Here is a 24,132-nt window from a genome sequence, read left to right on the forward strand (position 1 = left end):
GCCACCGAGGACGGCGGCTTGACTGCTCTGACTCATTGCGCGGCCACCTGCCCGGCGACCGCCAGGGCCTGGGCCAGATCCGCGACCAGATCCTCGCCGTGTTCTATGCCGACCGAGATCCGCAGTAATTGGGGGCTGATCCCCGCCGCCTGCTGCGCCTCGGCGCTCATGGCCCTGTGGGTCATGCTGGCCGGGTGGGCCACCAGGCTCTCCACCCCCCCTAAAGACTCGGCCACCGAGAAGTAGTTGAGGGCGCCGAGGAAGGCGCGCAGACCCGCCTCGTCGCAATCGAGCTCGAAGCTCAGCATGGCACCGAAGCCGGACTGCTGGCGCAGCGCTATCTCGTGGCCGGGGTGAGTCGGCAGACTGGGGTGATAAATGGTTTTCACCAGGGGCTGGGTCTGCAGGAAGGCCAGAATGCTCTGGGTATTCTCCTGATGGGTGCGCAGACGGGGCCCCAGGGTACGCAGGCCGCGCAGGGTCAAATAGGAATCGAAGGCGCCACTGGTCAGCCCCAGGCAGTTGGCCCACCACAGCAGGCTATCGGCCAGCGCCTGCTCCTTGGCGATGGCCACCCCCCCCACCACGTCCGAGTGACCATTGATGTACTTGGTGGTGGAGTGCACCACCAGATCGGCGCCGAGGGCCAGGGGCTGTTGCAGCAGCGGAGAGAGGAAGGTGTTATCGACCGCGACCAGAGCGCCCACGGCATGGGAGGCATCACAGATGGCGGCCACATCCACTACCCGCAACAGCGGGTTGGAGGGGGTCTCGACCCAGACCAGCTTGGGCCCCTCGGCCAGGGCGGCGGCCAGGGCCTGCTCATTCCCCTGATCGACGAACTTGACCCTGTAGTTGCCCTTTGCGGCCAGGAATTCAAACAGGCGCCAGGTACCGCCGTAGCAATCATGGGGGGCAATCAGCAGATCCCCCACCTGCAACAGGGCCTGGGTCACCAAATGGATGGCCCCCATGCCGGTGCCGGTCACCACGGCGCCCGCTCCCCCTTCCAGGGCCGCCAGCGCGTCCGCCAGATTGCCACGGGTCGGGTTGCCGGAGCGGGCATAATCGTATTGACGGGGCACGCCGAAGTCGGCAAAGGTGTAGTTGCTGGAGAGATAGATGGGCGGCACTACGGCACCATGCTGAGTATCTGTCTCTATGCCGGTGCGTACCGTCAGGGTTGCCTTATGGGTCATCTCTCTCTCCTCATCCTTGTGCGAGTCCATCCTCGCCATTGCACAAGACATTACGCCACCCCAATAAAGCCGTCAACACTTCTAGACGTCTAAATGGCTTTGCTGTTGGATTGCCATTGATTTCCTTAAGGGTTAAAATCCGCGCTCAAGGCCAAATGAGAACAGGTGAATCATGGGTACAGAGTGGAACGGCGACTACGTCAGCCCTTATGCGGAACACGGTAAGAAGAGTGAACAGGTCAAGAAGATTACCGTCTCGATCCCGCTCAAGGTGTTGAAAGTGTTGACCGATGAGCGCACCCGTCGCCAGGTGAACAACCTGCGCCATGCGACAAACAGCGAACTGCTCTGCGAGGCCTTTCTCCATGCGTTCACCGGCCAGCCACTGCCCGGCGACGACGATTTGCGCAAGGATCACCCGGACAGCGTTCCGGCTGAAGCCCGAGCCATCATGGAAGCGCTCGGCAAAGAGATTGAAGATTACGATGCCGAGTGAGTTTTCACTCGAAGGCTCACGAAAACGCGGCTCTCAGGCCGCGTTTTTGTTGTCTGGATATCGAAGCCCGCGGCTCTCGGTCATGGCAGCGCTCGGCAAAGAGATTGAAGATTACGACGCCGAGTGAGTTTTCACTCAACGGCTCACGAAAACGCGGCTCTCAGGCCGCGTTTTTTTATTGCCAGGCGCTGGCGACAACCATAAGAAAGCGCCTCATCCTGAGGCGCAAACAGTAGCTGAAAGCTTGAAATTACAAGGCCCGGCTACGGTTGATCACGGTCAGCGAGACCCCTAGCAGCACCAGATCCTTGAGCAGGAAGAAATCGACTATCGGCATGCCATCCACCCAACGCCAGGCGCCGGGCAGGGTAAAGATAAAGCTCAACGTCATCAGGAAGATGATGCAGGCGCCCAAACCGCCGTAAACACCCGCCAGGCGATAGCGCAGGGAGAGCAGCAGGGCCAGGGCGACCACCAACTCGGCGATCCCCACCAGATTGGAGACCCCCTGCACCGACCAGATGCCATAGAGCCAGCTCATCAGTGGATGGCTCGCTACCAGCGGCCTTATCGCCTCCGCCTCGGTGGGAGTGAACTTGAATATCCCGAGCCAGACGAGGATGAGCAGCACCCCCGCCAATCCCACCAGATAACCGCTCTCTTCCCGGGTCACGGGCTTGGCCCGTGCCAACCAGCCGTCCCTCATGGCTGCACCTCAACCAGGGGGAAGTCGATCTCGGTACCCGCCACATGGTTGCTGTAGTTGGTGAAGGTGTTGAGGGCGACCTGTCCCAACACTTCGATGAGCAGTTCATCGTCCACCCCGGCGGCTCTGGCCGCGGTCAGCTGGCCATCATCGATGACGCCCCGCTGACGAACCAGCTGGATTGCCAGCGAGATCAGCCCCTGATCCAGCGGATCCTCCGCCTCCCCCAGACGGGCTTGACGGATCTGCACCGGGGAAAAACCGGCCTTGTTGGCGCCCAGCACATGGGCGCTCAGGCAGTATTGGCAGGCATTTTCCTGGCCGATGGCCAGTGCCAGCAGCTCCCGTTGGCGGACACTGAGTCGCCCTTGGCCCAGGGTCTCGGCAAAGGCCAGATAGGCCTTGAACACCGTGGGGGAGTTGGCCAGGGTGGAAAACAGGTTCGGCACCATGCCGAGTTTGCCCTTGATGGCGGTGAGGGTCGTTGCGGCGGCGGGTTTGGCCTGGGCTATGGTCAGGGGATGGATACGTACCATGGACATTGTCCTCTCGTGTTAATGGATTGGCTGGTCAACGAGAGGGAGTATTTCAAAAAGCATGATACGATTTATCACCAACAGTCCAAAAATAGTCACCTATCGTATCAATCATGGATTCCTTGTCGGTACTGCTTCATCAATACGCGCCCCGGGCCCGGCTCTTCTACGCAGGCAGCCTGTGTGGTCGGGTCGATTATCAGGGCTCGGACCCTGGTGGCCACCTGCACCTGCTTCGCGCGGGCACCCTCAGACTGAGCAGTGACGGGGAGGCTAGTGTCACCCTGGATGAGCCGACCCTGATCCTGTTTCCAGCGAGCTGCGGTCACCGCATGCAGAGTCGGCTCGACTGCGATCTGGTCTGCGCCAACGTCCGCTTCGGCCGCACCCACAGCAACCCCCTGGTTGCGGCACTACCGAGCCGCCTGATCATTCCCCTGGCCAGCGCCCCCGGCCTGGCTCCCGTGTTGGAGCTGCTGTTTCAGGAGGCGGCTCAACCCGGCTATGGCCAGAGTCAGGCGATGGATCGCTTGCTGGATCTGCTGCTCATCCTGGTGTTGCGCCATGTGCTCGATGCCGGGCTCTACCGGGGGGGCGTGCTGGCGGGGCTGGCCGATCCGAGGCTGGGCAAGGCGATCATCGCCATGCAGCAACAACCCGAGCATCCCTGGACGCTGCAAGGGCTGGCTGCGCTGGCGGGCATGTCCCGCGCCCGCTTCGCCGCCCACTTCCATCAGCTGATAGGCAAGACGCCACTGCTCTATCTGACCGAGTGGCGGCTGACCCTGGCCCAGCAGCATCTGTTGGCGGGGGAGCCCCTCAAGCTGATTGCCCCGACGGTGGGCTATGGCAGCAGCGCCGCCCTGACCCGCGCCTTCGCCAAAGCCTGTGGCTTGACCCCTGGCCAGTGGCTGCGCCAGCAGCAAACCGTCGCAGAACCGCCTCTTGATTGATGGCAGGCGAGCTCCCCCACCCGCTGGCGATATCAACGAAAACGGCGACCCTGAGGTCGCCGTTTTTATGCCGATACAAGATACGGTCAGTCGCGGTGCAGCACTATCTGGGTCCAAGCCAGACGAGGATCCCCCATCACGATAAAGTCGGGATTGCCAAGGGATTCTGTCTCGTTATAGCTCAGCGGCTGCAGTGCCAGACTGAGAATACGCCCCCCAGCCGCCTCGACGATGCACTGAGCCGCTGCGGTGTCCCACTCGCCGGTAGGGCCGAGTCGCACATAACAGTCGGCCGCCCCCTCGGCCACCAGGCAGGATTTGAGGGAACTGGAACCCAGCGGCACCAGATCGTAATGGATGCTCGGGTTGAGACGACGCGTCAGACTCACCTGTTGCTGACGGCGGCTGATGGCGATCACCAGGGAACTGGGAAGATCATGTTCATGGTGCTGGGCGCGGATGGGCTTGCTCTCACCGGCTACCTCCTTGAAGGCGCCATGACCACGCACCGCCCAGTAGAGCAGATCGGCCTCCGGGGCATAGATGACGCCGAGCACCGGCACATTGTCCCGCACCAAGGCTATCAGGGTGGCGAAGTCACCGCTGCCGGCGATGAATTCCCCCGTGCCATCCAGGGGATCCACCAGCCAGTACTGCCGCCAGTTCGATCTTTGACTGAAGGGGACATCCGCCGCCTCCTCGGTCAACACAGGAATATGGGGGGTGAGCGCCGCGAGCGCCTGTTTCAGGTAGGCATCCGCGGCCAGATCGGCACTGGTGACCGGGGTCGCATCCTCCTTCAGCTCGCGCTCAAACTGGCCGCCTTGATAGATGTCGTGAAGGATACGCCCCGCTTCGCGGGCTATCTCCTTGACCCCGGGAACCCAGCTCAGTAGTTCCTGCATCTTGTCATCCTCTGTGTCACTCGCCGCTCTGGCGTTATTTTTCCTGCTCTGCCAACCACTTGATGGTCAATAGCAGGGCGCTGATGCTACGTGATTCGGTGAAGTCCTCCCGCTCGAGCAGTTCGTCGATGCGATTGAGTGGCCAGGGGATCACTTCCAGGGGCTCAGGCTCGTCACCGACCCGCTGTTCGGGGAAAAGATCCCGGGCCAGCAAGATGTCCATCTTGCTGGCGAAATAGCCAGGGGCCAGGGAGACCTGTTTGAGGGGGGTCAGGCTGTTGGCGCCAAAGCCCGCCTCCTCCATCAGCTCGCGGTTACCCGCGGTCAGGGCATCCTCACCGGGATCGATCAGCCCCTTGGGAAAGCCCAGCTCATAACTGTGGGTGCCAGCGGCATATTCACGGATCAGCAGCAGGGTGTCGGCATCGAGCATGGGCACCACCATGACGGCACCCCGGTTGCCGCCCCGCATCCGCTCATAGACCCGCTCCTCACCGTTGGAGAACTTGAGATGCAGGGATTCCACCTTGAACAGGCGGCTTTCGGCCACGATGTCAGCCTTGATGATGTCGGGTTTGCGCTTGTTGGGATCCATAGCCGGGCCACTGGCGAGAGTCATGACTCAAGAGTAAACGAGTCGCAAGACGAACACCACGGGACAAGGCCGGGAAAGCGGTGGGAAAAATCCGTTATAATGGCCGCCCTTTCAACACCGAGATACCCCATGCCGACCCCGCTTCCCTGGCACCAGATAGATACAGTCCTGCTCGACATGGATGGCACCCTGATCGATCTCCATTTCGACAGCTACCTCTGGCAACGGCGGGTGCCCGAGTGTTATGCCGAGCGGCGCGCGCTGTCGCTGGCCGAGGCCAGGGCGCAGATCGATGCCCACTATCAGGCGGTCGCCGGCACCCTCGACTGGTATTGCGTGGATTACTGGAGCCGGACCCTGGGACTGGACATTCGCGCCCTCAAGCAGGAGCTCCTGGAGAAGATCCAGTGGCGACCTCATGCTCTTCCCTTCCTGGCCGCCTTGCGGGCGGCGGGCAAGCAGCTGGTGCTGTTCACCAATGCCCACCCCGCCAGCCTCTCGGTCAAGGAGGCGCGACTCGGACTGGCCGACCATCTGGATCTGATGATAAGCACCCATGAACTGGGCTGGTCGAAGGAGAGCCAGCACTGCTGGCAGGCCCTGGCAGAGCGGCTGGCGTTCGATCCGGCCCGTACCCTGTTCGTCGATGACAGCGAGCGTATCTTGCAGGCCGCCGCCGATTTTGGCATCGGCTATCAGCTTGCCATCCAGACCCCGGACAGTCAGCAGCCCGCGCAGCGGATCACCGCCTTCCCGGCCATACACGACTACGCCGAGCTGTTGCCGCTAGCGGGCTGACTCAGCGCAAGATGGGGCAGAGTCCCTCCTCTCCATCATGGCGCGAGCTGCCCCATGAGTAGCGCTGGCGATTGAGGGTGACGGACGGTCAGCACCATGTCACCCCCGTGGCGTCTATCAGGGACGGCTCAGTCCAGCCACTCCACCAACCGGTACTGCTTCTTGCCCCGGCGCAGCAGCAGGTAGCGGCCAAACAGCCGATCGCCAGGGGCCAGCCACTCATCCTGCGTCGACACACCATTGAGGGAGATGGCCCCCGCCCCTAGCAGCTCGCGGGCGATACGCTTTGAGGCCGCCAGGCCACACGCCACCAGCAGGCTCGGCAGATCCTGCGGCCCCTGCACTTGGCAGCTCGGCATGCCATCCTGGGCCAGTTGGGCCAGATCGCTCTCCCCAAGGCGAGCCGCATCGCCGCAAAACAGCAACTCACCGATGCGCCGCGCCGCCGCCAGCGCCCCCTTGCCATGCACCAACTCGGTCAACTCATCGGCCAGCACCTGCTGAGCCAGCTTGCGCCCCTGCCGGCTGGCGTCTTCTGCCTCCAGTGCATCAATCTCGGTCAGCGCCATAAAGCTGTAGTAGCGCAGCAAGCGATGGACATCCTCGTCCGCTGTGCCGAGCCAGAACTGATGGAAGGCATAGGGCGAGGTGAGCGCAGGATCCAGCCAGATGGCGCCCCCCTCGGTCTTGCCGAACTTGGTGCCGTCCGCCTTGGTGATAAGCGGCAGCGTCATGCCAAACACCTGGGCCTGATGGCGGCGGCGGGTGAGATCCATGCCGCTGAGGATATTGCCCCACTGATCGTTGCCGCCAATCTGCAAAGTGCAGCCGAGCCGCTGGTGCAACTCGGCGAAGTCCAGGGATTGCAACAGGGCATAAGAGAACTCGGTGAAGGAGATACCCTGATCCGGGCGGGCCAGCCGCTGGCGTACCGACTCGCGCGCCAGCATGGCATTGACCGAGAAGTGCTTGCCGACATCCCGCAAGAAATCCAGGGCCGACATCTGCCCCAGCCAGTCGCCGTTGTTGACCAGGGTGGCCGCCGCCAGCCCCTCAGCGGCAGGTAACAGGGCGGTTATCTGGGCCGACAGGCTGGCGACCCAGCCCTGTACGGTTTCATTGCTGTTGAGGCTGCGTTCGGTCGCCTTGAAGCTGGGATCGCCGATGAGGCCGGTGGCGCCGCCTACCAGGGCCACCGGGCGGTGCCCGGCGAGCTGGAAGCGGCGCAGCATCAACAGCGGCACCAGATGACCGATGTGCAGGCTGCCCGCGGTGGGGTCGAATCCGCAATAGAGGGTACGCGCCGTGGCGAGGTGATCGCGCAGGGCCGCCATGTCTGAGTGCTGGGCGATGAGGCCACGCTCGGTCAACTCATCGAGCAACCTGGGGTCTGTCATGGGATCTCCGAAACGGGGGAAAGGTCGCTATCCTCCCCCTCTGGCAGCCCGACGGCCATGTCCCTCAGGGGACAGTTTTCTCACCCCGTGCTAGCATCTCTGCTCAAGTGACTCAGCCCCTCCCCAGGAAGCCAAGCCCGTCATGACCCACGCCACCCTCACCCCCGATCTGACCGCCACCCTGGATGCCCTGCACACCAGTGCCTTCCCGGCCATGCTGGTGCGTCTCATCCAGCGGCAAGTGGCATTCGACTGCGCCCTGCTGCTCGGGATGGGGCAGCGGCCCGTCTACCTCTATGACAATCTGGAGCACCGGCGAGCCCTGTTGTTTGATCGCTACCTCACCAGCCACTTCGGTCAGGATCCCTTCATGCAGGCATTGGCCGCTGGGTTGCCCGCAGGGGTCTGGACCCTGGCACAAGTATCACAGGGCAAGCTGGATCCGGACTATCAGCAACGCTTCTATCAGGCCACCGGCTGGCAGGAGGAGGTGGGGCTGATCCTGCCCATCCATGCCGGGCTGACCCTGGTGCTCTTTCTCGGGCGTCTCGGCAAGCGCCACCCCCTGAGTCAGGGCGAACGAGTCAAGCTGGAAGAGCTGTTTCCGCTGGTGCATGCTCTGTGCCGCCAGCATTGGCCACAGGCCATGCCCTTGATGGCAACCAGCACCACGTCGGCTGACGGCGCCACGGTCAAGGCCGCGCTGGAGCTGGCGATGGACACTGTCGGCGGGGATCAGCTCACCCCCAGGGAGCGCCAGGTTGCCCGCCTGCTGTTGCAAGGGCTGGATACCGAGGCCATCGCCACGGCGCTCGGGATTGGCAGCGGCACCGTGAAGAATCACCGTAAACATCTCTATGGCAAGCTGCGGCTCGGCTCGCGCGCCGAGCTGTTCAGCTTCTTTCTGAACCATCTCATCACGGCGCCCGGCGACGGCGAACCGACGGCCTGATCAGCGCCATAACGAAACACCCCGCCGAGGCGGGGTGTTGTCTATTCGTGCTGCTGCGGGTCAGATGCGGCCCTGATAACGCAGCGGGAAGCGACCCTGACTGTCTGGCTGACCGAGATAGGGCAGCCCCTGTTTCATCTGCTCCGGCAACTCGGGACCGGGCTTGAGACTGCCCTGGAACAGGTACTGGCGATTGGCCTGCAACTCCAGCTTGCCCAGTACCTGCACCGCCTCCGACCCCTGCTTGAGCTCGGCCACCAGCTTGGAGTCGAGACAGGTCAACTTGACCTCGGGATCCCCCAGTTTCAGCTTGCCCGCCGGGGTGTCGGCCTCGGCATCGTACCAGTGGAGGTTGCCATAGAGGCTATCGCACCAGGGCTGACCCTGACTGAATTCATCGATCTTGAGCTGTAACTGGCCCGTTACCGTGATCGGGAAGGGCAGGCGCAGGGGCAGCCGGCTCAGCAACCAGGGGGCAGGAGCGTTGAGGGTCAGGTCACGGCCAAAGGCGGCGCGGCCCCAACCAACCACCCCTTGGCCATTGAGGCCATCCCGCTCGCCGAAACGCACCGACAACTCGGGAGCAAAGCGCAGCAGCGACCAGCCATTGAGATCCCAGCGCAGCCGGGTCACAGACTCGCTGGCATATTGCAGACGCGCCACTTCCCCCTGCCAGAGGGTGCCACTCACCCCTTCCAGTTTGACCATGGGCGGCAGCGGCAGATGGCGAGCCACCAGACTGGCGGGCACGCTGGTCAGCAAGAAGCCCAGCCAGGCCAGCATGAAGACGACGACTATCCAGATCTTGCGTTTCATTGCGGGCGACTCACCTGTAAGCGTCTCACCTTGACCATGCCGGCGGGCAACTGCTCGCGGGCCACCTCAATCACCTTGACCTGGACGCCGTATCTGTCCGACAGCTCGGCCAGCCACATCAGCAGCCCATCGAAGGGGACTGCGTCTATCCATACCTGCAACTCCTGACCCTGGGGTTGCAGCCGGGTGATCTTGATCTTGTGGTTGAAGGCGGTGCGGTTGACGACCCCATCCAGGGTGCCCCCCAAATCGATGTTGCGACCGCTGCCCGCCTGGGCCGCCAGGATTCGTTCACCCTTCTCTTTCAGCCAGACCAGGGTCTGCTGCTGGTTCTTCACCTGTCGCTCCCGCTCCGCGATGCGATTGCCGAGGGGTTGCCACACCAGCCAATAGAAGAGACCGATGATCAGCAGAGTACCGCCAATGGCCACCAGTCGCTGCTCCCGGGCGCTGATGCCGCGCCACCAGAGTTCGAATCTTGTCATCATGATGATTTACCCTTGAGCACCAGTGCCCCCTCGACCCGACCTTCCGTGCTGCGCACCTCGCCCTGTTGCACCTCGAAACCCTTGCCCGCCAATTCGCGGAATCGCTCCATCTCGGTAAAACCGGGGGCCGTGACTTGCAGCCTCAGCTCTCCCCGCTCCACATCAAAGCGCAGCACCTCGGGCTTGAGCCCAGGCACTTCGGCAAAGGTGGGGGCCAGCTCGGTCAGAAACAGCAAGACGCCACTCTGGGGCGCACCGCCCAGCAGCCTCAGATGCTGCTCCACCTGACTGCGTACATTCACTATCCGGGTCTCTCCCGGGAAGATACGGGTATAGACCTCCCGGATCTCGGCCTTGAGTGCCTTGTCCTGCTTATCGAGCTGATAGAGGGCCAGGCCGCGCTGCCCCAGGGTGACCAGCAACAAGGCCACCGCCACCGCCACCACCTTGCGCCACTGCAACCAGTGACGACTGTACTCGGTCTGTGGTCGGAAGGGCCCCTGCAACAGGTTCACCTGACCGCGCAGCGCCTCCCGGGCCAGCAGCAGCATGGGCAGTTCGGGATCGGCCCCCTGCCAGTTCGCTCCCGCCAGGGCGGGGGGGGGCGTATGGCTGTGAATGGTGACAGGCTCGGGCTGCGCGCCCAGCAGCAGGCCGAGCAAGACTTCGTCCGCAACCAATCCCTGGTGAGGCCCTTGGCGCAACAACCAGACCTTGCCCAGCTGCAGCGCCGACCAGCCGTCGCTCGCCTGCGGCAAGGCCAGCACATCCGGCAGCAGTTGCAGGCTCTTGAGCCCCGCCGCCTCCAACCAGCCGAGCCAGCGCAGCATCTGCTGCCGGTCCACCGCCATCAGGTCCACCTCCTGGCCCTGATGGGCCAGCACGACCAGATGCAGGGATTCCACATCGGAGGCGATCTGCTCCTCAAGCAGATAAGGCAGGGCCGCCGCCGACTGGCGGTTGTATTTGCCCGGCAGCCGCACTCGCCGGAAGATAACGGCGCTGCCCGGCACCAGAACGACCACGGGACGACCTCCGGCCCGTTCACGCAGCTCATGCAGTTCATGGGCCGAGGCCAGGGTCCCGGAGGCGATGATCTCCTCCTCCCCCTTCGACCAGACCAGCCACTCGACCGGCTCTTCCTGGGTCGTCCCCAGACGGATGACCAGACTCTCGTTCAACACACTCTCTCCTTGGCCTTGGCCGAATCCTGTCGACGGCTGACCCTTGATATGGACAGCGAGATGCCGTCGCGCGTCGAGGCGAGCTTCACTCAGCCCCCCCATTGACCCGCCGCAGCACCACCGCCTTGTTCTCTTTACTGCGCTGGAAGTAGGTCTCCAGCCTGGCCCGGGTGTCGGCCACCTCGGCCAGCAGATAAGCCACGAAGTAATCGCTCTTGACGTCTATCGCCTCATTCAACCCCTTGATGCCGGAGCCCGCCGCCAGCGCAGGCAGGCTCGTCATCTCCGCCTTGCTTTGCCAGCCTTTCCTGGGGCGATCCTTGAGCACACCCTTGGCGTCATCCACACTGATTTTTCCCAGGTAGAGCGCCGCCAGCAGTTCGGGCTGATCCGGGGATATGGTATTGATATTCACCAGTAACTTGTCGTTTGGCAGGGCGCAGACATAGGGCGCCAGCCTGGCATATAGCTTGCCGCTGACCCCACGCACCGCCCGCAACTCATCCACCCCCAGCATCTTCTGATTGGCGGGCAGATAGGGCTGACTCAGCCCTTCATAATAAGCATCTTCGGCCCCATAGCTGGAGACCAGTACCGTATCGCTGTCGGTCCAGTCACGCACCGCATCCGTCAGCTGGGTTGCCTCGTATTCGTCGATCTCAAGCAGGGTCAACAGGGTGCGGAACACCTTGACGGGATAAGGCTGGTTGGCCAGATCGTCCCCACTGTCCCCCTGCTGCCCTACGCTCAGGCTGTTGAGGTTGAAGCAGCTTTGCAGGTCACGCACCTCTCCCTTGAGGGTGCCATCCTCGACCGGAAATATCACATCCTTGCGCGCCCAGTACTGGCTCAGGCTGACCACCTTGGGATCATCCTTGAAGTCCTGGGCCAGTATCTTGCTGACCAGCGCCTCGGTGGAGATGGCATACCACCATGCCTGCTTGCCGGTGCTGAGGTTGGCGGTGCGCCTGAGCTCAAGCTGCAAGCGGCCACTCATGTTGCTGGCGATGATCACCATGACCGAGAGGATCAACAACACCACCAGCAGTGCCATGCCCCGGCTTCGTCCCGGCCCGGCGCCTCTATTGTGTCGGTGCATCTTCGAGCCTCTGGCCGCCGGCCCCAATCAGAAACTGGCGACGTATGGTGCCGTAATCGTCCAGATCCAGTTCCACCGCCAAGCCGTCAGGCAAGCGCTCCTCCTGGGTCCACTCCGACTTCCAGCCCCCCTCGCTGTAGAAGAAGAGGCGCAGTCCCGTCACCCGGTCGAGTAACCCTTGCACCCTGGGCTCGGTGCCTATCACTGGGTCCGGGTAGAGATAGCTGAGCCGCTCCAGCTGGTGATCCTTGAGCCGCCAACCGACCCGGTGCAGGCCAGATCGCGGCAAGATACCATCCGGGTTGAGCCAGCCCCCCCGGATGAAGGCCATGCCCCAATCATCACTCTGCTGGCCAAACTGGCTGGCAGCCAGCAACACCCGGTTATTTTCACCCTCGATGCGGCCGGTACGCGGTACCATCTGGCTCACGTCCCGCTCCAGCACATCGAAGGCGCGCTGTAATTGGGCCAGACGCACCTCTTTCTTCCTGGCCACCTCATCGCTGGTGAGCACCCCCTGCAACACCTGATAGGCGCCCAGACTCAGGCCGGCGAAGATGGCGATCGCCACCAGCATCTCCAGCAGGGTAAAGCCCCCCTGCTTGCTCAGATGCCGAACCTGCGGCCCTGACGCGGACGATGACCTCATTGGCGTCTCCAGCGGCATGGCACCGCAAGCGGGTCGTTTAGCGGCTGACATAGGTGCGCATCATGGCCACGGGACTCTCGGATTTGGGGGCGGTACGCACCTCCAGATCCAGTGCCTTGAAGTTGCTGTCGGCGGTAGCGACACCGCGATAACGCCAATACCAGCGCTGTCCCGCCATCTCTTCATCCCCCTCGACCCAGCTGTCGCTCGGCCAGGAACCTTCGAGTCGCTGCTGCACCAGCTGGTTCTGGACAACCCAGGTCGCCAGGGTCTTCTGTTCCAGATAGCTGAGCCCGGAGAGGTGTTCGCTCGCCGTCTTCATCACCGCCAGCCCGGCGATGGCAAACACCACCAGGGCCACCATCACCTCGAGCAGCGTCATGCCCCTGGCCATGCGCGGCGTTCTCATTGATCCTCCTCAGGCCGATCGCTATCCAGCTTCAGGTTGCCAAATTCATCGGCCCACACCACACGGAAGTAGCGCTCCTCATCGACCTGCTGAGTGAAGGTCAGCACGAAGGGGGTCAGCTCGTCACCGGGAAAGATAAACACCTGGGGGCTGGCCACCTTGTCGTCCTCCCCTCGTTCGTCTTCATCCGGCTGCCAGGCCAAACCGCCCAGTTCGACGCCGAGCTGGATATCCTCCGGCAGCTGCACCGGCCCCAGCACCTTGTCATCACCCAGGGCCGTCCAGTTGCGATCCTTGCCTTGGCGCACCATGAATTGCCAGCCGTGATCCTCGAGGCGCAAGCCCAGCAGACGACCATCCATCACGGCCTGCTCCTGGGCTTGCTGCAGGACGGCCATGAAGCGACGCGCCTGCTTGTCCAGCTCGCGATCCCCCTTGGCGCCGCCCATGCTGAGGGTAACGGCGGTGGCCACCAGTCCCATCAACATGGCGACCAGCAACACTTCCAGCAGGGTGAAGCCGGCTTGGCGATGACGAGACGACGCGCCGATCACGCCAGCCTCATCCACAGCACCTGGATGGCAGTACAAGCACTTACTGGAAGTCCTTCAGATTCCAGTTGCCGATGTCGTCATCGGTGCCCGCTTCGCCATCTTGCCCCATGGAGAAGACGTCGAGCTTGCCGAATTGGCCTGGGCTGAGCAGCTGATAAGGATTGCTCCAGGGATCTTGCGGCAGGCGCTTGATATAGCCCCCTTCCCGGTAGCTGCGCGGCTCGGGGGCCGAGGTCGGTTTATTGACCATGGCATCCAGACCCTGCTCGGTGGTCGGGTAGCGATTGTTGTCCAGCTTGTACATGTCGAGGGCGTTTTCCAGCGCCACTATGTCGGAGACCGCCTTCTGCTGATCGGCTTTTTCCTTGTTTCCCATCAGGTTGGGCACCACCAGGCTGGCCAGTATCCCCAGGATGACGATGACCACCATGACTTCCAGCAGGGTGAAACCCGATTGACGACGCTTATGCATGACTTACTCCCTCACAAAATAAGATGGTCTGTACCATCAGCGATTGACCATAGTGAGACCCGGCGGGCGGATCCCGTTACATATTGACCATGTTGTTCAATTCCAGGATGGGCTGCAGGATCGACATCACGATAAAGAGCACCACCCCGGCCATGGAGACCACCAGCATGGGTTCGAACACGCCAAGGGCGATGTTGACCTGGCTTTCAAACTCCCGATCCTGGTTGTCCGCCGCCCGCTCCAGCATGCTGTCGAGCTCGCCGCTCTGCTCGCCGGAGGCGATCATGTGCAGCATCATGGGCGGAAATATTTTGGTTTCATTCAGAGACTTGCGCAGACTGGTCCCCTCGCGCACCCGTTCGGTGGCCTCGAGGATGCGGGCCCGGGCGAAGTCATTGGAGAGCACTTCGCCGGAGATCTTCATCCCCTCGATGAGCGGCACGGCGCTGGCATTGAGGATGCTCAGGGTGCGGGCAAAACGGGCAGTATTGAGGCCGCGGCTGACCCGGCCAATCACCGGCAGACGCAGCAGGATCCCGTGCCAATGGCGACGGCGCAGCGCATCCCCCAGCCACCAACGCCAGACGAAACCACCCAGGAAGATCAACAGCAGGAACCAGAGGCCATAGTTCTGCATCAGTTCGCTGGTGCCGATCAGGAAGCGCGTGGTCGCGGGCAGCTGCTGCCCCATATGTTCAAACTGGGCAACCACCTTGGGCACCACGGCGGTCAGCAAGATGGAGATGACCCCCACCGCGACCAGGGTCAACACCATGGGGTAGATCATCGCCTGCATCAGCTTGGTGCGCATATGCTGGCGCTGTTCGGTGTAATCGGCGAGCCGGTTGAGCACCTTCTCCAGGTGGCCGGATTTCTCCCCGGCCGCCACCATGGAGCGGAACAGCTGATCGAATACATGGGGGAAGGCGCCAAGCGAATCGGCCAGACTGTAACCCTCCACCACCCGGCCACGCACTGTCGCCACCAGGCTGCTGAGATGGGCCTTCTCACACTGCTGGGAGACCGCCTTGAGCGCCTCCTCTATGGTGAGACCGGCCCCCACCAGGGTCGCCAGCTGGCGGGTGATCAGTGCCAGCTCGGCGGTACTGGCGCCACGGCGAAACAGCCGGAACTGGCCTGCCTCACGCTTGGCCTTCTCGGTGGTTTCACTCACCTCGAGCGGGGTCAGCCCCTGCTCGCGCAGTTGCTGGCGCACCTGGCGCGCCGAGTCACCCTCGGTCACCCCCTGCTTCTGGCGCCCCTTGTCATCCAGGGCCTTATATTCGAATGCTGCCACGTCCTATCCTCAATCTTCCCGAGTCACACGCAGCACTTCTTCCAGGCTGGTCTGCCCCTGGAGCACCTTGTCGATACCGTCGCGGCGAATACTGGGGGTGTGGGGGCGGATCAACCGCTCGATGGCGAGCTCACCGCTCGCACTGTGGACCGCCTCGCGCACCGCCTCATCGACCACCACCAGTTCATGGATGCCGGTCCGGCCACGGTAGCCGGTGTGGTTGCACTGTTCGCACCCCACCGGATGCCAGAGCTGACTGGCCCTGTCCAGGCCCTCGATGCGCATCAATGCCAGCTCTTGCTCCGTGACCGGACGCGCCTCCTTGCAGTCGGGACAGAGGGTACGTACCAATCGTTGCGCAAGCACCGCCAGCAGGGAGGAGGAGAGCAGGAAGGGCTCTATGCCCATGTCCCGCATCCGGGTGATGGCGCCGATGGCGGTATTGGTGTGCAGGGTCGACATCACCAGGTGGCCGGTGAGCGACGCCTGTACCGCTATCTGGGCGGTATCCAGATCCCGGATCTCCCCCACCATGACCACGTCCGGATCCTGACGCAAGATGGCGCGCAGGCCACGGGCGAAAGTCATGTCGACCTTGGCGTTGACCTGGGTCTGGCCGACCCCTTCCAGGTCATATTCGATGGGATCCTCAACAGTGAGGATGTTGCGATCCCGGGAGTTGATCTCCGAGAGCGCCGCATAGAGGGTGGTGGACTTGCCCGAACCGGTCGGCCCCGTCACCAGAATGATGCCGTGGGGTTTGCGAATGAGCTCGCTGATGATGTTGCGATTGGCCAGCGTCATGCCGAGCTGCTTGAGCTCGAGGCGAATGTTGTTCTTGTCGAGCAGTCGCAATACCACCCGCTCGCCGTAGCTGGACGGCATGGTCGAGACCCGCACGTCCACCGCCCGGCCACCGATGCGCAATGAGATGCGGCCATCCTGAGGCAGGCGCTTCTCGGCGATGTCCATGCGCGACATGACCTTGATGCGCGACACCAGCAAGGAGGCCAGCTTGCGATGGGGACGCAGGATCTCCCGCAGCACGCCATCGATGCGAAAACGGATCACCAGCACCCGCTCGAAGGTCTCGATGTGGATGTCGGACGCCTCCTCTTTTATCGCCTCGCTCAACATGGCGTTGATGAGGCGAATGATGGGCGCGTCGTCATCGGCGTCGAGCAAGTCCTCGCTCTGGGGCAGCTCTTCGGCCAGGGCGAAGAAGTCCATCTCGTTACCGAGATCTTCCATCAGCTGACGCGCCTCGGAGGAGTCGCGCTGGTAGTGGGCCATCAGCAACTGCTCGAACGCCTCGCCCTCTATCTGCTCGACAGCGAAAGTGGCACCCGCCACCCGCTGCACCTCGAGCAGGGTCTGGGGGCTGACCCCGGGCCGGCAGATCAGCACGGGGGCACCGGCCCGCTCGGTCAGGATCACCCCGAAGTTGCGGGCAAAGGCGAAGGGCAGCTCGGGCAGGGGGGCCGACAGTTCGCTGCCATCAAGCTGATAGGCCGCCATCAGGGCTTGCTCTGCACGAAGGGTTGCACGCTCGCTGCCGTGGCCTGCTGCTGACTCTTCATGGCCTGGATCTGCCTCTGGACCTCGGGGGAGACCATGATGTCCTGGCCATATTCGGGCAACACCTGGCGCGGTGGCGAGGTGAGGTAGCCCTCTTGCGCCGCGCGATCCAGCTGCTCGGCCCGGAACAGGGTGTACTTGCTGCTGGAGATGCCGGAATAGACATTGGCATCGCGCAATATGGTCGGCCGGATGAAGATCATCAGGTTGCGTTTGGCCGTGGTGTTGGAGGTGGATCGGAACAGATAACCCAGTACCGGGATGTCGCCGAGGATGGGCACCTTGGAGATCTGCTCCTTGGTCTGCTCATCCATCAAACCACCCAGCACCACGGTTTCGCCACTCTTCACCAGCACGGCGTTCTTGACGGTACGGGTGTCGAAGGTGGGGCCAAGATCGGCCGTACCCGCGGCCTGAGCCTGGGCGACGCTGGAGACCTCCTGCTCGATGTTGAGCAGCACGGAGTCCCCTTCGTTGATCTGGGGAGTGACCACCAGCTTGGTGCCCACCGTCTTGCGCTCTATGGTGTTGAAGATGTTGTCGCCCGAGGTGGAACTCTGGGAGCCGGTCTGTACCGGCACCTCCTGACCCACGTTGAACGATGCCTCCTTGTTGTCCATGGTGACGATGCTCGGGGTCGAGAGGATATCGTTCTTGGTATTGGTGGAGAGCGCCGTCACCAGCATGGCCCAGTCCCCTTTGTAGAAACCGGCAGCCATGCCACTGAAGCCACCCAGCAGGTTCTCCAGCCCCTCGGTGTTGCCGTTATCCTGGTAATCCTTGCCCGCGATGATGGCAGGCCCTATCGGCAAGCCGGTATTGGTAAACTGGGTACCGCCGCCATTGGCATTGCCCCACTGCACCCCGAGATTGAGGCCATCGCCGTCCTGCACCTCGACGATGATGGCTTCGACCAGCACCTGAGCCCGGCGGATGTCGAGCTTGGCGATCACCTGCTCCAGCTCGGCCATGACGTCCGGTTGAGCGGTGATCACCAGGGCATTGGTGGTCTCATCCGCCGAGATGGCCAGCTGACCGCCGCCTATGCTGGTGCCAGCCGTGGCACCTGCGGCATTGCCCTTCTTGTCGGCCTCGATGCTGGAGCTGACGCCCTTGAGCACATCCACCAGATCCTTGGCCTTGCCATATTTCAGGTAGAAGACCCGGGTATTGCCCTGACTCTGCAGATCCCGATCGAGCTGATGCACCATCTGTATGATACGCGCCCGCGCCTTGGGCTCACCACTCACCACCACAGAGTTGGTGCGCTCATCCGCCACCACCTTGGGAGTGAGCTGGAAGCCGGCGTTGCCCCCCTGGGCCGCACCATCCTTGTTGAGGTTGCTCACCAGGCGCACCATCTCGCCAGCGGAGGCATATCTCAACTTGATGATGTCCACATCCTGATTGCCCGCCTTGTCGACCCGGCGCACCACCTCGACCAGGCGGTTGACCACGGCGGCGCGGCCGGTGATCAGCAGCACGTTGGAGGGCTCGTAATGCACCACGTTGCCGCCGCCCGCGTTGTCATTGAGCTGACGCAGCAGGGGAGCAAGCTCGCGCACCGAGACATTGTGCACCGGGACCACCCGGGTCACCATCTCGTCGCCAATCCCGGGGTTACGGTCGTCGACCACGGGAATGGCCGAGGTCTTGGCGTCCTTGGCACGCACCACCTTGAGCACCCCGTTGTTCATGGGCACCACGGCGAAGCCGTACACATCCAGCACGCTCAGGAAGAATTGGTAGTACTGATCCTCGTTGAGCAGATCGTAACTGCGCACATTGATCTTGCCGCGCACAGATGGCTCTATGATGATGGTTTTGTTGAGGTTTTTACCAACTGTGTTGATGAACTCTTCGATCTCTGCATTCTTGAAGCTGGCCGAATACTCGGTCGCCCAGACGGATCCCGTCATCAGCAAGGCCGCCGCCACAGACGCCAGGCGCCAGCCTTTCCCTTTATTTCTCATGCGTGCACTACTCCGGATCATTATTCTGACAAGCCGACATAGACGTCATACAGCTGTCCTTGCCGTTCGACTGTCACTGTCATCTCGGTGGCACTCGCCACCTGCTGCATTGCTTGCATCGCCTGAGCATTGTCGCGCAGGTCGAGCCCATTGATACTGACGGCCAGGTCATTGGCGACCAGGCCGAGCTGGTTAAAGAGTTCAGGATCCCGCCCAGGGTTGAGGCGATAGCCCGCCATGCGGCCATCAACCCGGACCGGGGATATATTGAGGTAATCGGTGAGTTTGCCCGGATTGCTCATCAGCTCGCCACGCACCTCGCCCAACTTGTCTGTCGCGTTGCCCTTGGCTGGCAACGGCTTGCCGTACTCTTCACCATCGAGCATCAGGGTCTCATCACGACTGTTGCGCGCTATGATGACGCGATCGGCAAAAATCTGTCGCAGCCGGGCCTGGGTACCATCTATGTAGTCACCAATACCGTAGGAGTTCTGGGTGCCGTTATGGGCGATGATGGCGATGGATTTGGCGGCATTGGAGCTCGCCAGTACCCCGTTGAGCTGGGCATTGAGCTGGGTCTTGGGGGCATCGGCCGCCACCTGGGCCTGGGCCTGGATTTGCTCCGCACGACCAAACAGACCCAGGCGAGTGAGAGGCGCCAGATCAGTGCCCTGACTCGCCGTCTCCGCCACGCCCGTGCGGGGTTGCCAGGCAGTCTGCGGCTCCGGACTCGCCAACGAGAACAGGCGCCAGGTCAAACCGGCGCACTGGTGAGCCAGCAGCAGCAAGAGTCCCCAGAACAACCAGTGGCTGAGACGGGCAAGGGGCAGCCGCTTGCCCTGGGCAAGCAAGGCAGACAGCAAGTCATCCCTGAACGGTAGCGTCATGTTTCTCAAAATAATTTTCTATCCAAATCGGTCCGCCATTGTGTACGGCAATGGCGCCTGAGACAACTGACCTAAAGCGCAAGATGGTCAAAAATGCTCGTGCCATCACTCCAATGCAGCCCGGATTCAACCCAGGGCCCCGGCTCTGGTATAATCGGTCACCATGTCACATCGTCGGAATCCGTCATGAGCAAAGCCGTTTCGCCCGAATCCTCCCTGCGTCTGGACAAGTGGCTATGGGCCGCCCGCTTCTACAAGAGCCGCAGTCTGGCACGGGAGCAGATCGAAGGGGGCAAGGTGCACTATAACGGCCAGCGCAGCAAACCTGGCAAGGCGGTCGAGCTCGGCGCCCTGATCCGTTTCTGGCAGGGTCAGGATGAGCGGGAGGTGCGAGTGCTCACCCTGAGCGAGCAGCGCAAATCGGCTCCCCTCGCCCAACTAATGTATGAAGAGACCCCCGAGAGCCTCAAACGCCGGGCCGACAATGCCGAGGCGCGCCGCTTCAACAGCCAGTTTGCGCCCAGCCCCGAGCGTCGCCCCGACAAGCAGGAGCGCCGCCAGCTGATCCGGGTAAAGCAATACTGACCTGAGTCCATGACCCCTGTATGACGACATGTACACCAGAAAGTTCACACCCGACCCAAGATGCCGGGTGTCCAACCTATTACCACCCCGAAGGAAGATGAGATGAGTCACCAAGATCTGCTGTATCGCTATCTGTTTGAAGAGTACGAAGTGCGGGGTGAGCTGGTCCAGCTGGATAGCACCTATCGCCACGTGATCGAGGCGCAGAGCTATCCGGTTCAGGTACAACAGCTGCTGGGCGAACTGCTGGTCGCCACCAGCCTGCTCACTGCCACCCTCAAGTTCGAAGGCTCCATTACCGTGCAATTGCAAGGGGATGGCCCGGTGCGTCTGGCCGTCATCAATGGCGACAACAACCAGCAGCTGCGCGGTGTCGCCCGTCATGAAGGGGAGCTGCCCAGCGATGGCAAACTGCAGAGCCTGATAGGTAACGGCCAGCTGGTCATCACCATCACCCCCGAGCAGGGTGAGCGCTATCAAGGCATCGTTGCCCTGGAAGCCGATACCCTGGCCGGCTGCCTGGAGCAGTATTTCGCCCAATCTGAACAGCTCGCCACCAAGCTCTGGATCCGCACCGGACACCATGAGGGCCAACCCCGCGCCGCCGGCATACTGCTGCAGGAGCTGCCATCCCAGAGTGAGGATCACAGCATCGACTTCGACCACCTGACCCAGCTCACCAGCACCATCAAGGATGAAGAGCTGTTCGGTCTGGAGGCCGAAGAGATCCTCTATCGTCTCTATCACCAGGACAAGGTGCGCGTGTTCGATCCCCAGGCCGTCGCCTTCCGCTGCACCTGTTCGCGGGAGCGCTGCGAGGGCGCCCTGTTGCAGGTAGAGAAGGCAGAAGTGCTGGAGATGCTGCAGGAGCAGGGCAAGATTGAGATGCACTGCGACTATTGCGGCGCCCAGTATCCCTTTGATGCGATCGATGTCGAAACCCTGTTCAGCGGGGCTCCCGGTAATGATACAAACCAGTTACACTAAATGAAGGCGGGGAAACCCGCCTTTAACTTAAATAACAAAAAAATACCCTACTTTATAAAGTTTGATGAAGGTCGCTAAATTCTACCACCTAAGTGGTAGAGTTGATGCCAGATAGAACCCTACACACCTCTGAACCCAGGAGAATACAATGACAATAGTGGCAGAACCCACCCTGGCCCAACAGTTACAACTGGAGCAATATGGCATCCATAACGCCGTAGAAATCCTGCGTAACCCCTCCTATGAGCAGCTTTTCGCAGAAGAGACTCGCCCAGACCTGGAAGGATTCGAACGCGGTACAGTAACTGAATTGGGCGCCGTCAATGTCAATACCGGTATCTTTACCGGCCGCTCCCCGAAAGATAAATATATCGTCAAGGACGCCACTACCCAGAATACTGTGTGGTGGTCTGACCAGGGCAAGAACGATAACAAGGCACTGAGCCCGGAAGTCTGGTCACATCTAAAATCCCTGGTGACCAAACAGCTCAGTGGCAAGCGTCTGTTTGTCATCGATGGCTACTGCGGTGCCAACCCGGACACCCGTCTGGCGGTGCGTGTCATCACAGAGGTGGCCTGGCAGGCCCACTTCGTCAAAAACATGTTCATCCGCCCCAGCGAGGCCGAGCTGAAGACGTTCAAGGCTGACTTCGTGGTGATGAACGGTGCCAAATGCACCAACCCGAACTGGCAGGAGCAGGGTCTCAACTCCGAGAACTTCGTCGCCTTCAACCTCACCGAGAAGATCCAGCTCATCGGCGGCACCTGGTACGGTGGCGAGATGAAGAAGGGCATGTTCTCCATGATGAACTACTTCCTGCCCCTGCGCGGCATCGCCTCCATGCACTGCTCCGCCAACGTGGGTCAGGAGGGCGACGTGGCCATCTTCTTCGGCCTCTCCGGCACCGGCAAGACCACCCTCTCCACCGATCCCAAGCGTGCGCTTATCGGCGATGACGAGCACGGCTGGGATGACGACGGCGTGTTCAACTTCGAAGGGGGTTGCTACGCCAAGACCATCAAGCTCTCCAAGGAGGCCGAGCCGGACATCTTCAACGCCATCCGTCGCGACGCCCTGCTGGAGAACGTGAGCGTGGCCGAAGACGGCACCATCGACTTCGATGATGGTTCCCGCACCGAGAACACCCGGGTCTCCTACCCCCTCTATCACATCGAGAACATCGTCAAGCCGGTCTCCAAGGCGGGTCACGCCAACAAGGTGATCTTCCTGACGGCCGATGCCTTCGGCGTGCTGCCCCCGGTCTCCAAGCTGACCAAGGCACAGACCAAGTACCACTTCCTGTCCGGCTTCACAGCCAAACTGGCCGGTACCGAGCGTGGCATCACAGAACCGACCCCGACCTTCTCCTCCTGCTTCGGTGCGGCCTTCCTCAGCCTGCACCCGACCAAGTACGGTCAGGAACTGGTCAAGCGGATGGAAGCATCCGGCGCCGAGGCCTACCTGGTCAACACCGGCTGGAACGGCACCGGCAAACGCATCTCCATCAAGGACACCCGCGCCATCATCGACGCCATCCTGGATGGCTCCATCGAGCAGGCGCAGACCAAGATGCTGCCCATCTTCAACCTGGAAATCCCGACCGCCCTGCCCGGCGTCAACCCGGCCATACTGGATCCTCGCGATACCTATGCCGAGGTCGCCCAGTGGGATGAGAAGGCTCAGGACTTGGGGATGCGCTTCATCAAGAACTTTGAACGCTTCACCGATAACGACGAAGGCAAACAGCTGGTAGCCGCAGGCCCTCAGCTGTAACAGCCCCACCGCACTGCCATACCGGTCAGCTCTGCTGGCCGGTATTTTTTTGACCAACATCTGGCAATTGGTCGAGCGCCACCTTGCCTTGCCGGCGCGAGCGCGTTAGATTCAGCCAAACTTTATACAATATACAATTTTGCAACCTGCCCCCATGACACAACCATGACGCCTATCTACAAGACCCGCACCCAGATGGTGATGGACAACCTCAGAGCCAGGATACTGCGCGGAGACTTCCCGGCCGGCGCCCCCTTGCGCCAGGACGCCATCGCCAAGGAGCTGGCGGTCAGCCGCATTCCGGTGCGGGAGGCCCTGATGCAGCTGGAGGCTCAGGGGCTGGTCAAGTTCGAACCCCATCGCGGCGCCGTGGTCACCCGACTCGATAGCGAGTCCGTGGCCGAGCTCTTTTATTTGCGAGCCCTGCTGGAAGCCGATACCCTGTTTCACGCCGTCGATCTGATGACGGAGGAGACCTTCGTCAACGCCCAGGCCATTCTCGATCAGTTCGATGCCGCACTCGAGTCAGGGACCCGGGTCGAACATTGGGCCCAGCTCAATCACAGCTTCCATGCCACCCTCTATCAGGCCGCCAATCGCCCCCAGGCCATGGAGCTGATCGCCCAAATCAATCTGAGTTGCGACCGTTACGTGCGCTTCGAGCTGCTATTTGCCCAAGGTGGTGTAGACAAGGCGGAGCGCGAACATGCCGAACTGCTGGCCCTGTGCCGGGCGAGGCGAAAACACGAGGCTGCCGTGCTGCTCAAGCAGCATATACAGGCGGCAGGCCTGTCCATCGGACAGATCCTCAGCCACGGTCAGCCCGGCTGAACCGCTCATCGA

Annotated in this window: 26 protein-coding genes; 8 read left to right on the plus strand and 18 right to left on the minus strand. The window is 62.0% G+C overall.

The window, feature by feature from the left end; all coding sequences use genetic code 11:
• Window positions 1-32: 32 nt before the first annotated feature.
• The gene (gene metB / locus KYK33_RS17770) at window positions 33-1,199 is read right to left on the minus strand and encodes a cystathionine gamma-synthase (RefSeq protein ID WP_042044291.1); all 1,167 of its coding nucleotides are present in this window, start codon (window positions 1,197-1,199) and stop codon (window positions 33-35) included.
• A 172-nt stretch (window positions 1,200-1,371) separates the two neighbouring features.
• Here metB and metJ point away from each other — a divergent pair, with 172 nt between their 5' ends.
• Window positions 1,372-1,695, plus strand: coding sequence for a met regulon transcriptional regulator MetJ (gene metJ / locus KYK33_RS17775; protein ID WP_005891844.1), 324 nt, complete (start codon window positions 1,372-1,374; stop codon window positions 1,693-1,695).
• A 250-nt stretch (window positions 1,696-1,945) separates the two neighbouring features.
• On the opposite strand, the gene KYK33_RS17780 is transcribed toward metJ, so the two are convergent.
• Both KYK33_RS17780 and KYK33_RS17785 read right to left on the minus strand, forming a co-directional pair.
• Window positions 1,946-2,368 (minus strand): DUF417 family protein, encoded by a 423-nt coding sequence (locus KYK33_RS17780; protein WP_042044421.1) that lies wholly within the window; start codon window positions 2,366-2,368, stop codon window positions 1,946-1,948.
• A 29-nt stretch (window positions 2,369-2,397) separates the two neighbouring features.
• Window positions 2,398-2,937 (minus strand): carboxymuconolactone decarboxylase family protein, encoded by a 540-nt coding sequence (locus KYK33_RS17785; protein ID WP_224433050.1) that lies wholly within the window; start codon window positions 2,935-2,937, stop codon window positions 2,398-2,400.
• A gap of 113 nt (window positions 2,938-3,050) precedes the next feature.
• On the opposite strand from KYK33_RS17785, the gene KYK33_RS17790 reads away from it, so the two are divergent.
• Window positions 3,051-3,890 (plus strand): AraC family transcriptional regulator, encoded by an 840-nt coding sequence (locus tag KYK33_RS17790; protein ID WP_224431371.1) that lies wholly within the window; start codon window positions 3,051-3,053, stop codon window positions 3,888-3,890.
• Between the two features lie 86 nt (window positions 3,891-3,976).
• Here KYK33_RS17790 and cysQ read toward each other — a convergent pair whose 3' ends face one another.
• A complete protein-coding gene (gene cysQ, locus KYK33_RS17795) occupies window positions 3,977-4,795 on the minus strand; it encodes a 3'(2'),5'-bisphosphate nucleotidase CysQ (RefSeq protein WP_224431372.1) in 819 nt (272 codons plus the stop codon).
• Window positions 4,796-4,829: 34 nt separating this feature from the next.
• Window positions 4,830-5,414, minus strand: a complete 585-nt coding sequence (nudE, locus tag KYK33_RS17800) for an ADP compounds hydrolase NudE (protein ID WP_042044294.1) — start codon at window positions 5,412-5,414, stop codon at window positions 4,830-4,832.
• A 105-nt stretch (window positions 5,415-5,519) separates the two neighbouring features.
• Between nudE and yrfG the strand changes: the two genes are divergently transcribed.
• Window positions 5,520-6,188 carry a GMP/IMP nucleotidase gene (yrfG, locus tag KYK33_RS17805; RefSeq protein WP_042044295.1) on the plus strand — a complete coding sequence of 223 codons (669 nt, stop codon included), beginning with the start codon at window positions 5,520-5,522 and terminating at the stop codon, window positions 6,186-6,188.
• A 128-nt stretch (window positions 6,189-6,316) separates the two neighbouring features.
• Here the strand turns inward: yrfG and tyrS are convergent, their stop codons facing one another.
• On the minus strand, window positions 6,317-7,585 hold the full coding sequence (gene tyrS, locus KYK33_RS17810) for a tyrosine--tRNA ligase (RefSeq protein ID WP_224431373.1): 1,269 nt from the start codon (window positions 7,583-7,585) through the stop codon (window positions 6,317-6,319).
• Between the two features lie 142 nt (window positions 7,586-7,727).
• Between tyrS and KYK33_RS17815 the strand changes: the two genes are divergently transcribed.
• Window positions 7,728-8,537 (plus strand): helix-turn-helix transcriptional regulator, encoded by an 810-nt coding sequence (locus KYK33_RS17815; RefSeq protein ID WP_224431374.1) that lies wholly within the window; start codon window positions 7,728-7,730, stop codon window positions 8,535-8,537.
• Window positions 8,538-8,597: 60 nt separating this feature from the next.
• Here KYK33_RS17815 and exeN read toward each other — a convergent pair whose 3' ends face one another.
• The 12 genes from exeN to exeC all read right to left on the minus strand — a co-directional run bounded on the left by exeN (window position 8,598) and on the right by exeC (window position 19,943).
• Window positions 8,598-9,353: a GspN family type II secretion system protein ExeN gene (gene exeN / locus KYK33_RS17820; RefSeq protein WP_224431375.1), complete on the minus strand. Its 756-nt coding sequence runs from the start codon at window positions 9,351-9,353 to the stop codon at window positions 8,598-8,600.
• Entirely contained in the window at window positions 9,350-9,841 is a 492-nt protein-coding gene (exeM, locus tag KYK33_RS17825) for a GspM family type II secretion system protein ExeM (RefSeq protein ID WP_224431376.1), read from the minus strand. Before exeM ends, exeN begins: the two co-directional genes overlap by 4 nt.
• Complete coding sequence (gene exeL / locus KYK33_RS17830; protein WP_224433051.1) at window positions 9,838-11,022, minus strand: GspL family type II secretion system protein ExeL; 1,185 nt, start codon at window positions 11,020-11,022, stop codon at window positions 9,838-9,840. The genes exeM and exeL overlap by 4 nt, the downstream gene beginning before the upstream one ends.
• An 88-nt stretch (window positions 11,023-11,110) precedes the next feature.
• A complete protein-coding gene (gene exeK, locus KYK33_RS17835) occupies window positions 11,111-12,124 on the minus strand; it encodes a GspK family T2SS minor pseudopilin variant ExeK (protein ID WP_224431377.1) in 1,014 nt (337 codons plus the stop codon).
• Window positions 12,108-12,773 (minus strand): GspJ family T2SS minor pseudopilin variant ExeJ, encoded by a 666-nt coding sequence (exeJ, locus tag KYK33_RS17840; RefSeq protein WP_224431378.1) that lies wholly within the window; start codon window positions 12,771-12,773, stop codon window positions 12,108-12,110. The genes exeK and exeJ overlap by 17 nt, the downstream gene beginning before the upstream one ends.
• Before the next feature lie 37 nt (window positions 12,774-12,810).
• Window positions 12,811-13,167 (minus strand): GspI family T2SS minor pseudopilin variant ExeI, encoded by a 357-nt coding sequence (gene exeI, locus KYK33_RS17845; protein ID WP_224433052.1) that lies wholly within the window; start codon window positions 13,165-13,167, stop codon window positions 12,811-12,813.
• 11 nt (window positions 13,168-13,178) lie between these two features.
• Window positions 13,179-13,736, minus strand: coding sequence for a GspH family T2SS minor pseudopilin variant ExeH (gene exeH, locus KYK33_RS17850; protein WP_224431379.1), 558 nt, complete (start codon window positions 13,734-13,736; stop codon window positions 13,179-13,181).
• Window positions 13,737-13,776: 40 nt separating this feature from the next.
• Window positions 13,777-14,208 (minus strand): GspG family T2SS major pseudopilin variant ExeG, encoded by a 432-nt coding sequence (exeG, locus tag KYK33_RS17855; protein ID WP_224431380.1) that lies wholly within the window; start codon window positions 14,206-14,208, stop codon window positions 13,777-13,779.
• A 76-nt stretch (window positions 14,209-14,284) separates the two neighbouring features.
• Window positions 14,285-15,505 carry a GspF family T2SS innner membrane protein variant ExeF gene (exeF, locus tag KYK33_RS17860; protein ID WP_042044305.1) on the minus strand — a complete coding sequence of 407 codons (1,221 nt, stop codon included), beginning with the start codon at window positions 15,503-15,505 and terminating at the stop codon, window positions 14,285-14,287.
• Between the two features lie 9 nt (window positions 15,506-15,514).
• Window positions 15,515-17,023, minus strand: a complete 1,509-nt coding sequence (gene gspE, locus KYK33_RS17865; RefSeq protein WP_042044306.1) for a type II secretion system ATPase GspE — start codon at window positions 17,021-17,023, stop codon at window positions 15,515-15,517.
• Window positions 17,023-19,056: a GspD family T2SS secretin variant ExeD gene (gene exeD / locus KYK33_RS17870; RefSeq protein WP_224431381.1), complete on the minus strand. Its 2,034-nt coding sequence runs from the start codon at window positions 19,054-19,056 to the stop codon at window positions 17,023-17,025. The genes gspE and exeD overlap by 1 nt, the downstream gene beginning before the upstream one ends.
• A 20-nt stretch (window positions 19,057-19,076) precedes the next feature.
• Window positions 19,077-19,943: a GspC family type II secretion system variant ExeC gene (gene exeC / locus KYK33_RS17875; RefSeq protein WP_224431382.1), complete on the minus strand. Its 867-nt coding sequence runs from the start codon at window positions 19,941-19,943 to the stop codon at window positions 19,077-19,079.
• A 186-nt stretch (window positions 19,944-20,129) separates the two neighbouring features.
• Here exeC and hslR point away from each other — a divergent pair, with 186 nt between their 5' ends.
• The 4 genes from hslR to KYK33_RS17895 all read left to right on the plus strand — a co-directional run bounded on the left by hslR (window position 20,130) and on the right by KYK33_RS17895 (window position 24,120).
• Window positions 20,130-20,528 (plus strand): ribosome-associated heat shock protein Hsp15, encoded by a 399-nt coding sequence (gene hslR / locus KYK33_RS17880; protein ID WP_042044309.1) that lies wholly within the window; start codon window positions 20,130-20,132, stop codon window positions 20,526-20,528.
• Window positions 20,529-20,630: 102 nt separating this feature from the next.
• A complete protein-coding gene (gene hslO, locus KYK33_RS17885) occupies window positions 20,631-21,515 on the plus strand; it encodes an Hsp33 family molecular chaperone HslO (RefSeq protein ID WP_042044310.1) in 885 nt (294 codons plus the stop codon).
• A 148-nt stretch (window positions 21,516-21,663) separates the two neighbouring features.
• A complete protein-coding gene (gene pckA, locus KYK33_RS17890; RefSeq protein ID WP_224431383.1) occupies window positions 21,664-23,289 on the plus strand; it encodes a phosphoenolpyruvate carboxykinase (ATP) in 1,626 nt (541 codons plus the stop codon).
• 165 nt (window positions 23,290-23,454) lie between these two features.
• Window positions 23,455-24,120: a GntR family transcriptional regulator gene (locus KYK33_RS17895; protein ID WP_042044312.1), complete on the plus strand. Its 666-nt coding sequence runs from the start codon at window positions 23,455-23,457 to the stop codon at window positions 24,118-24,120.
• The last annotated feature ends 12 nt before the right edge of the window (window positions 24,121-24,132 follow it).

Source organism: Aeromonas rivuli, assembly GCF_020149575.1.
GTDB lineage: Bacteria > Pseudomonadota > Gammaproteobacteria > Enterobacterales > Aeromonadaceae > Aeromonas > Aeromonas rivuli.

Bases quoted from the DNA above. Each gene is read 5' to 3' on its own strand.
- metB (WP_042044291.1), bottom strand. From the start codon at position 1,199: ATGACCCATAAGGCAACCCTGACGGTACGCACCGGCATAGAGACAGAT.
- metJ (WP_005891844.1), top strand. From the start codon at position 1,372: ATGGGTACAGAGTGGAACGGCGACTACGTCAGCCCTTATGCGGAACAC.
- KYK33_RS17785 (WP_224433050.1), bottom strand. From the start codon at position 2,937: ATGGTACGTATCCATCCCCTGACCATAGCCCAGGCCAAACCCGCCGCC.
- KYK33_RS17790 (WP_224431371.1), top strand. From the start codon at position 3,051: ATGGATTCCTTGTCGGTACTGCTTCATCAATACGCGCCCCGGGCCCGG.
- cysQ (WP_224431372.1), bottom strand. From the start codon at position 4,795: ATGCAGGAACTACTGAGCTGGGTTCCCGGGGTCAAGGAGATAGCCCGC.
- nudE (WP_042044294.1), bottom strand. From the start codon at position 5,414: ATGACTCTCGCCAGTGGCCCGGCTATGGATCCCAACAAGCGCAAACCC.
- yrfG (WP_042044295.1), top strand. From the start codon at position 5,520: ATGCCGACCCCGCTTCCCTGGCACCAGATAGATACAGTCCTGCTCGAC.
- tyrS (WP_224431373.1), bottom strand. From the start codon at position 7,585: ATGACAGACCCCAGGTTGCTCGATGAGTTGACCGAGCGTGGCCTCATC.
- KYK33_RS17815 (WP_224431374.1), top strand. From the start codon at position 7,728: ATGACCCACGCCACCCTCACCCCCGATCTGACCGCCACCCTGGATGCC.
- exeN (WP_224431375.1), bottom strand. From the start codon at position 9,353: ATGAAACGCAAGATCTGGATAGTCGTCGTCTTCATGCTGGCCTGGCTG.
- exeM (WP_224431376.1), bottom strand. From the start codon at position 9,841: ATGATGACAAGATTCGAACTCTGGTGGCGCGGCATCAGCGCCCGGGAG.
- exeK (WP_224431377.1), bottom strand. From the start codon at position 12,124: ATGCACCGACACAATAGAGGCGCCGGGCCGGGACGAAGCCGGGGCATG.
- exeJ (WP_224431378.1), bottom strand. From the start codon at position 12,773: ATGAGGTCATCGTCCGCGTCAGGGCCGCAGGTTCGGCATCTGAGCAAG.
- exeI (WP_224433052.1), bottom strand. From the start codon at position 13,167: ATGGCCAGGGGCATGACGCTGCTCGAGGTGATGGTGGCCCTGGTGGTG.
- exeG (WP_224431380.1), bottom strand. From the start codon at position 14,208: ATGCATAAGCGTCGTCAATCGGGTTTCACCCTGCTGGAAGTCATGGTG.
- gspE (WP_042044306.1), bottom strand. From the start codon at position 17,023: ATGGCGGCCTATCAGCTTGATGGCAGCGAACTGTCGGCCCCCCTGCCC.
- exeD (WP_224431381.1), bottom strand. From the start codon at position 19,056: ATGAGAAATAAAGGGAAAGGCTGGCGCCTGGCGTCTGTGGCGGCGGCC.
- exeC (WP_224431382.1), bottom strand. From the start codon at position 19,943: ATGACGCTACCGTTCAGGGATGACTTGCTGTCTGCCTTGCTTGCCCAG.
- hslR (WP_042044309.1), top strand. From the start codon at position 20,130: ATGAGCAAAGCCGTTTCGCCCGAATCCTCCCTGCGTCTGGACAAGTGG.
- hslO (WP_042044310.1), top strand. From the start codon at position 20,631: ATGAGTCACCAAGATCTGCTGTATCGCTATCTGTTTGAAGAGTACGAA.
- pckA (WP_224431383.1), top strand. From the start codon at position 21,664: ATGACAATAGTGGCAGAACCCACCCTGGCCCAACAGTTACAACTGGAG.
- KYK33_RS17895 (WP_042044312.1), top strand. From the start codon at position 23,455: ATGACGCCTATCTACAAGACCCGCACCCAGATGGTGATGGACAACCTC.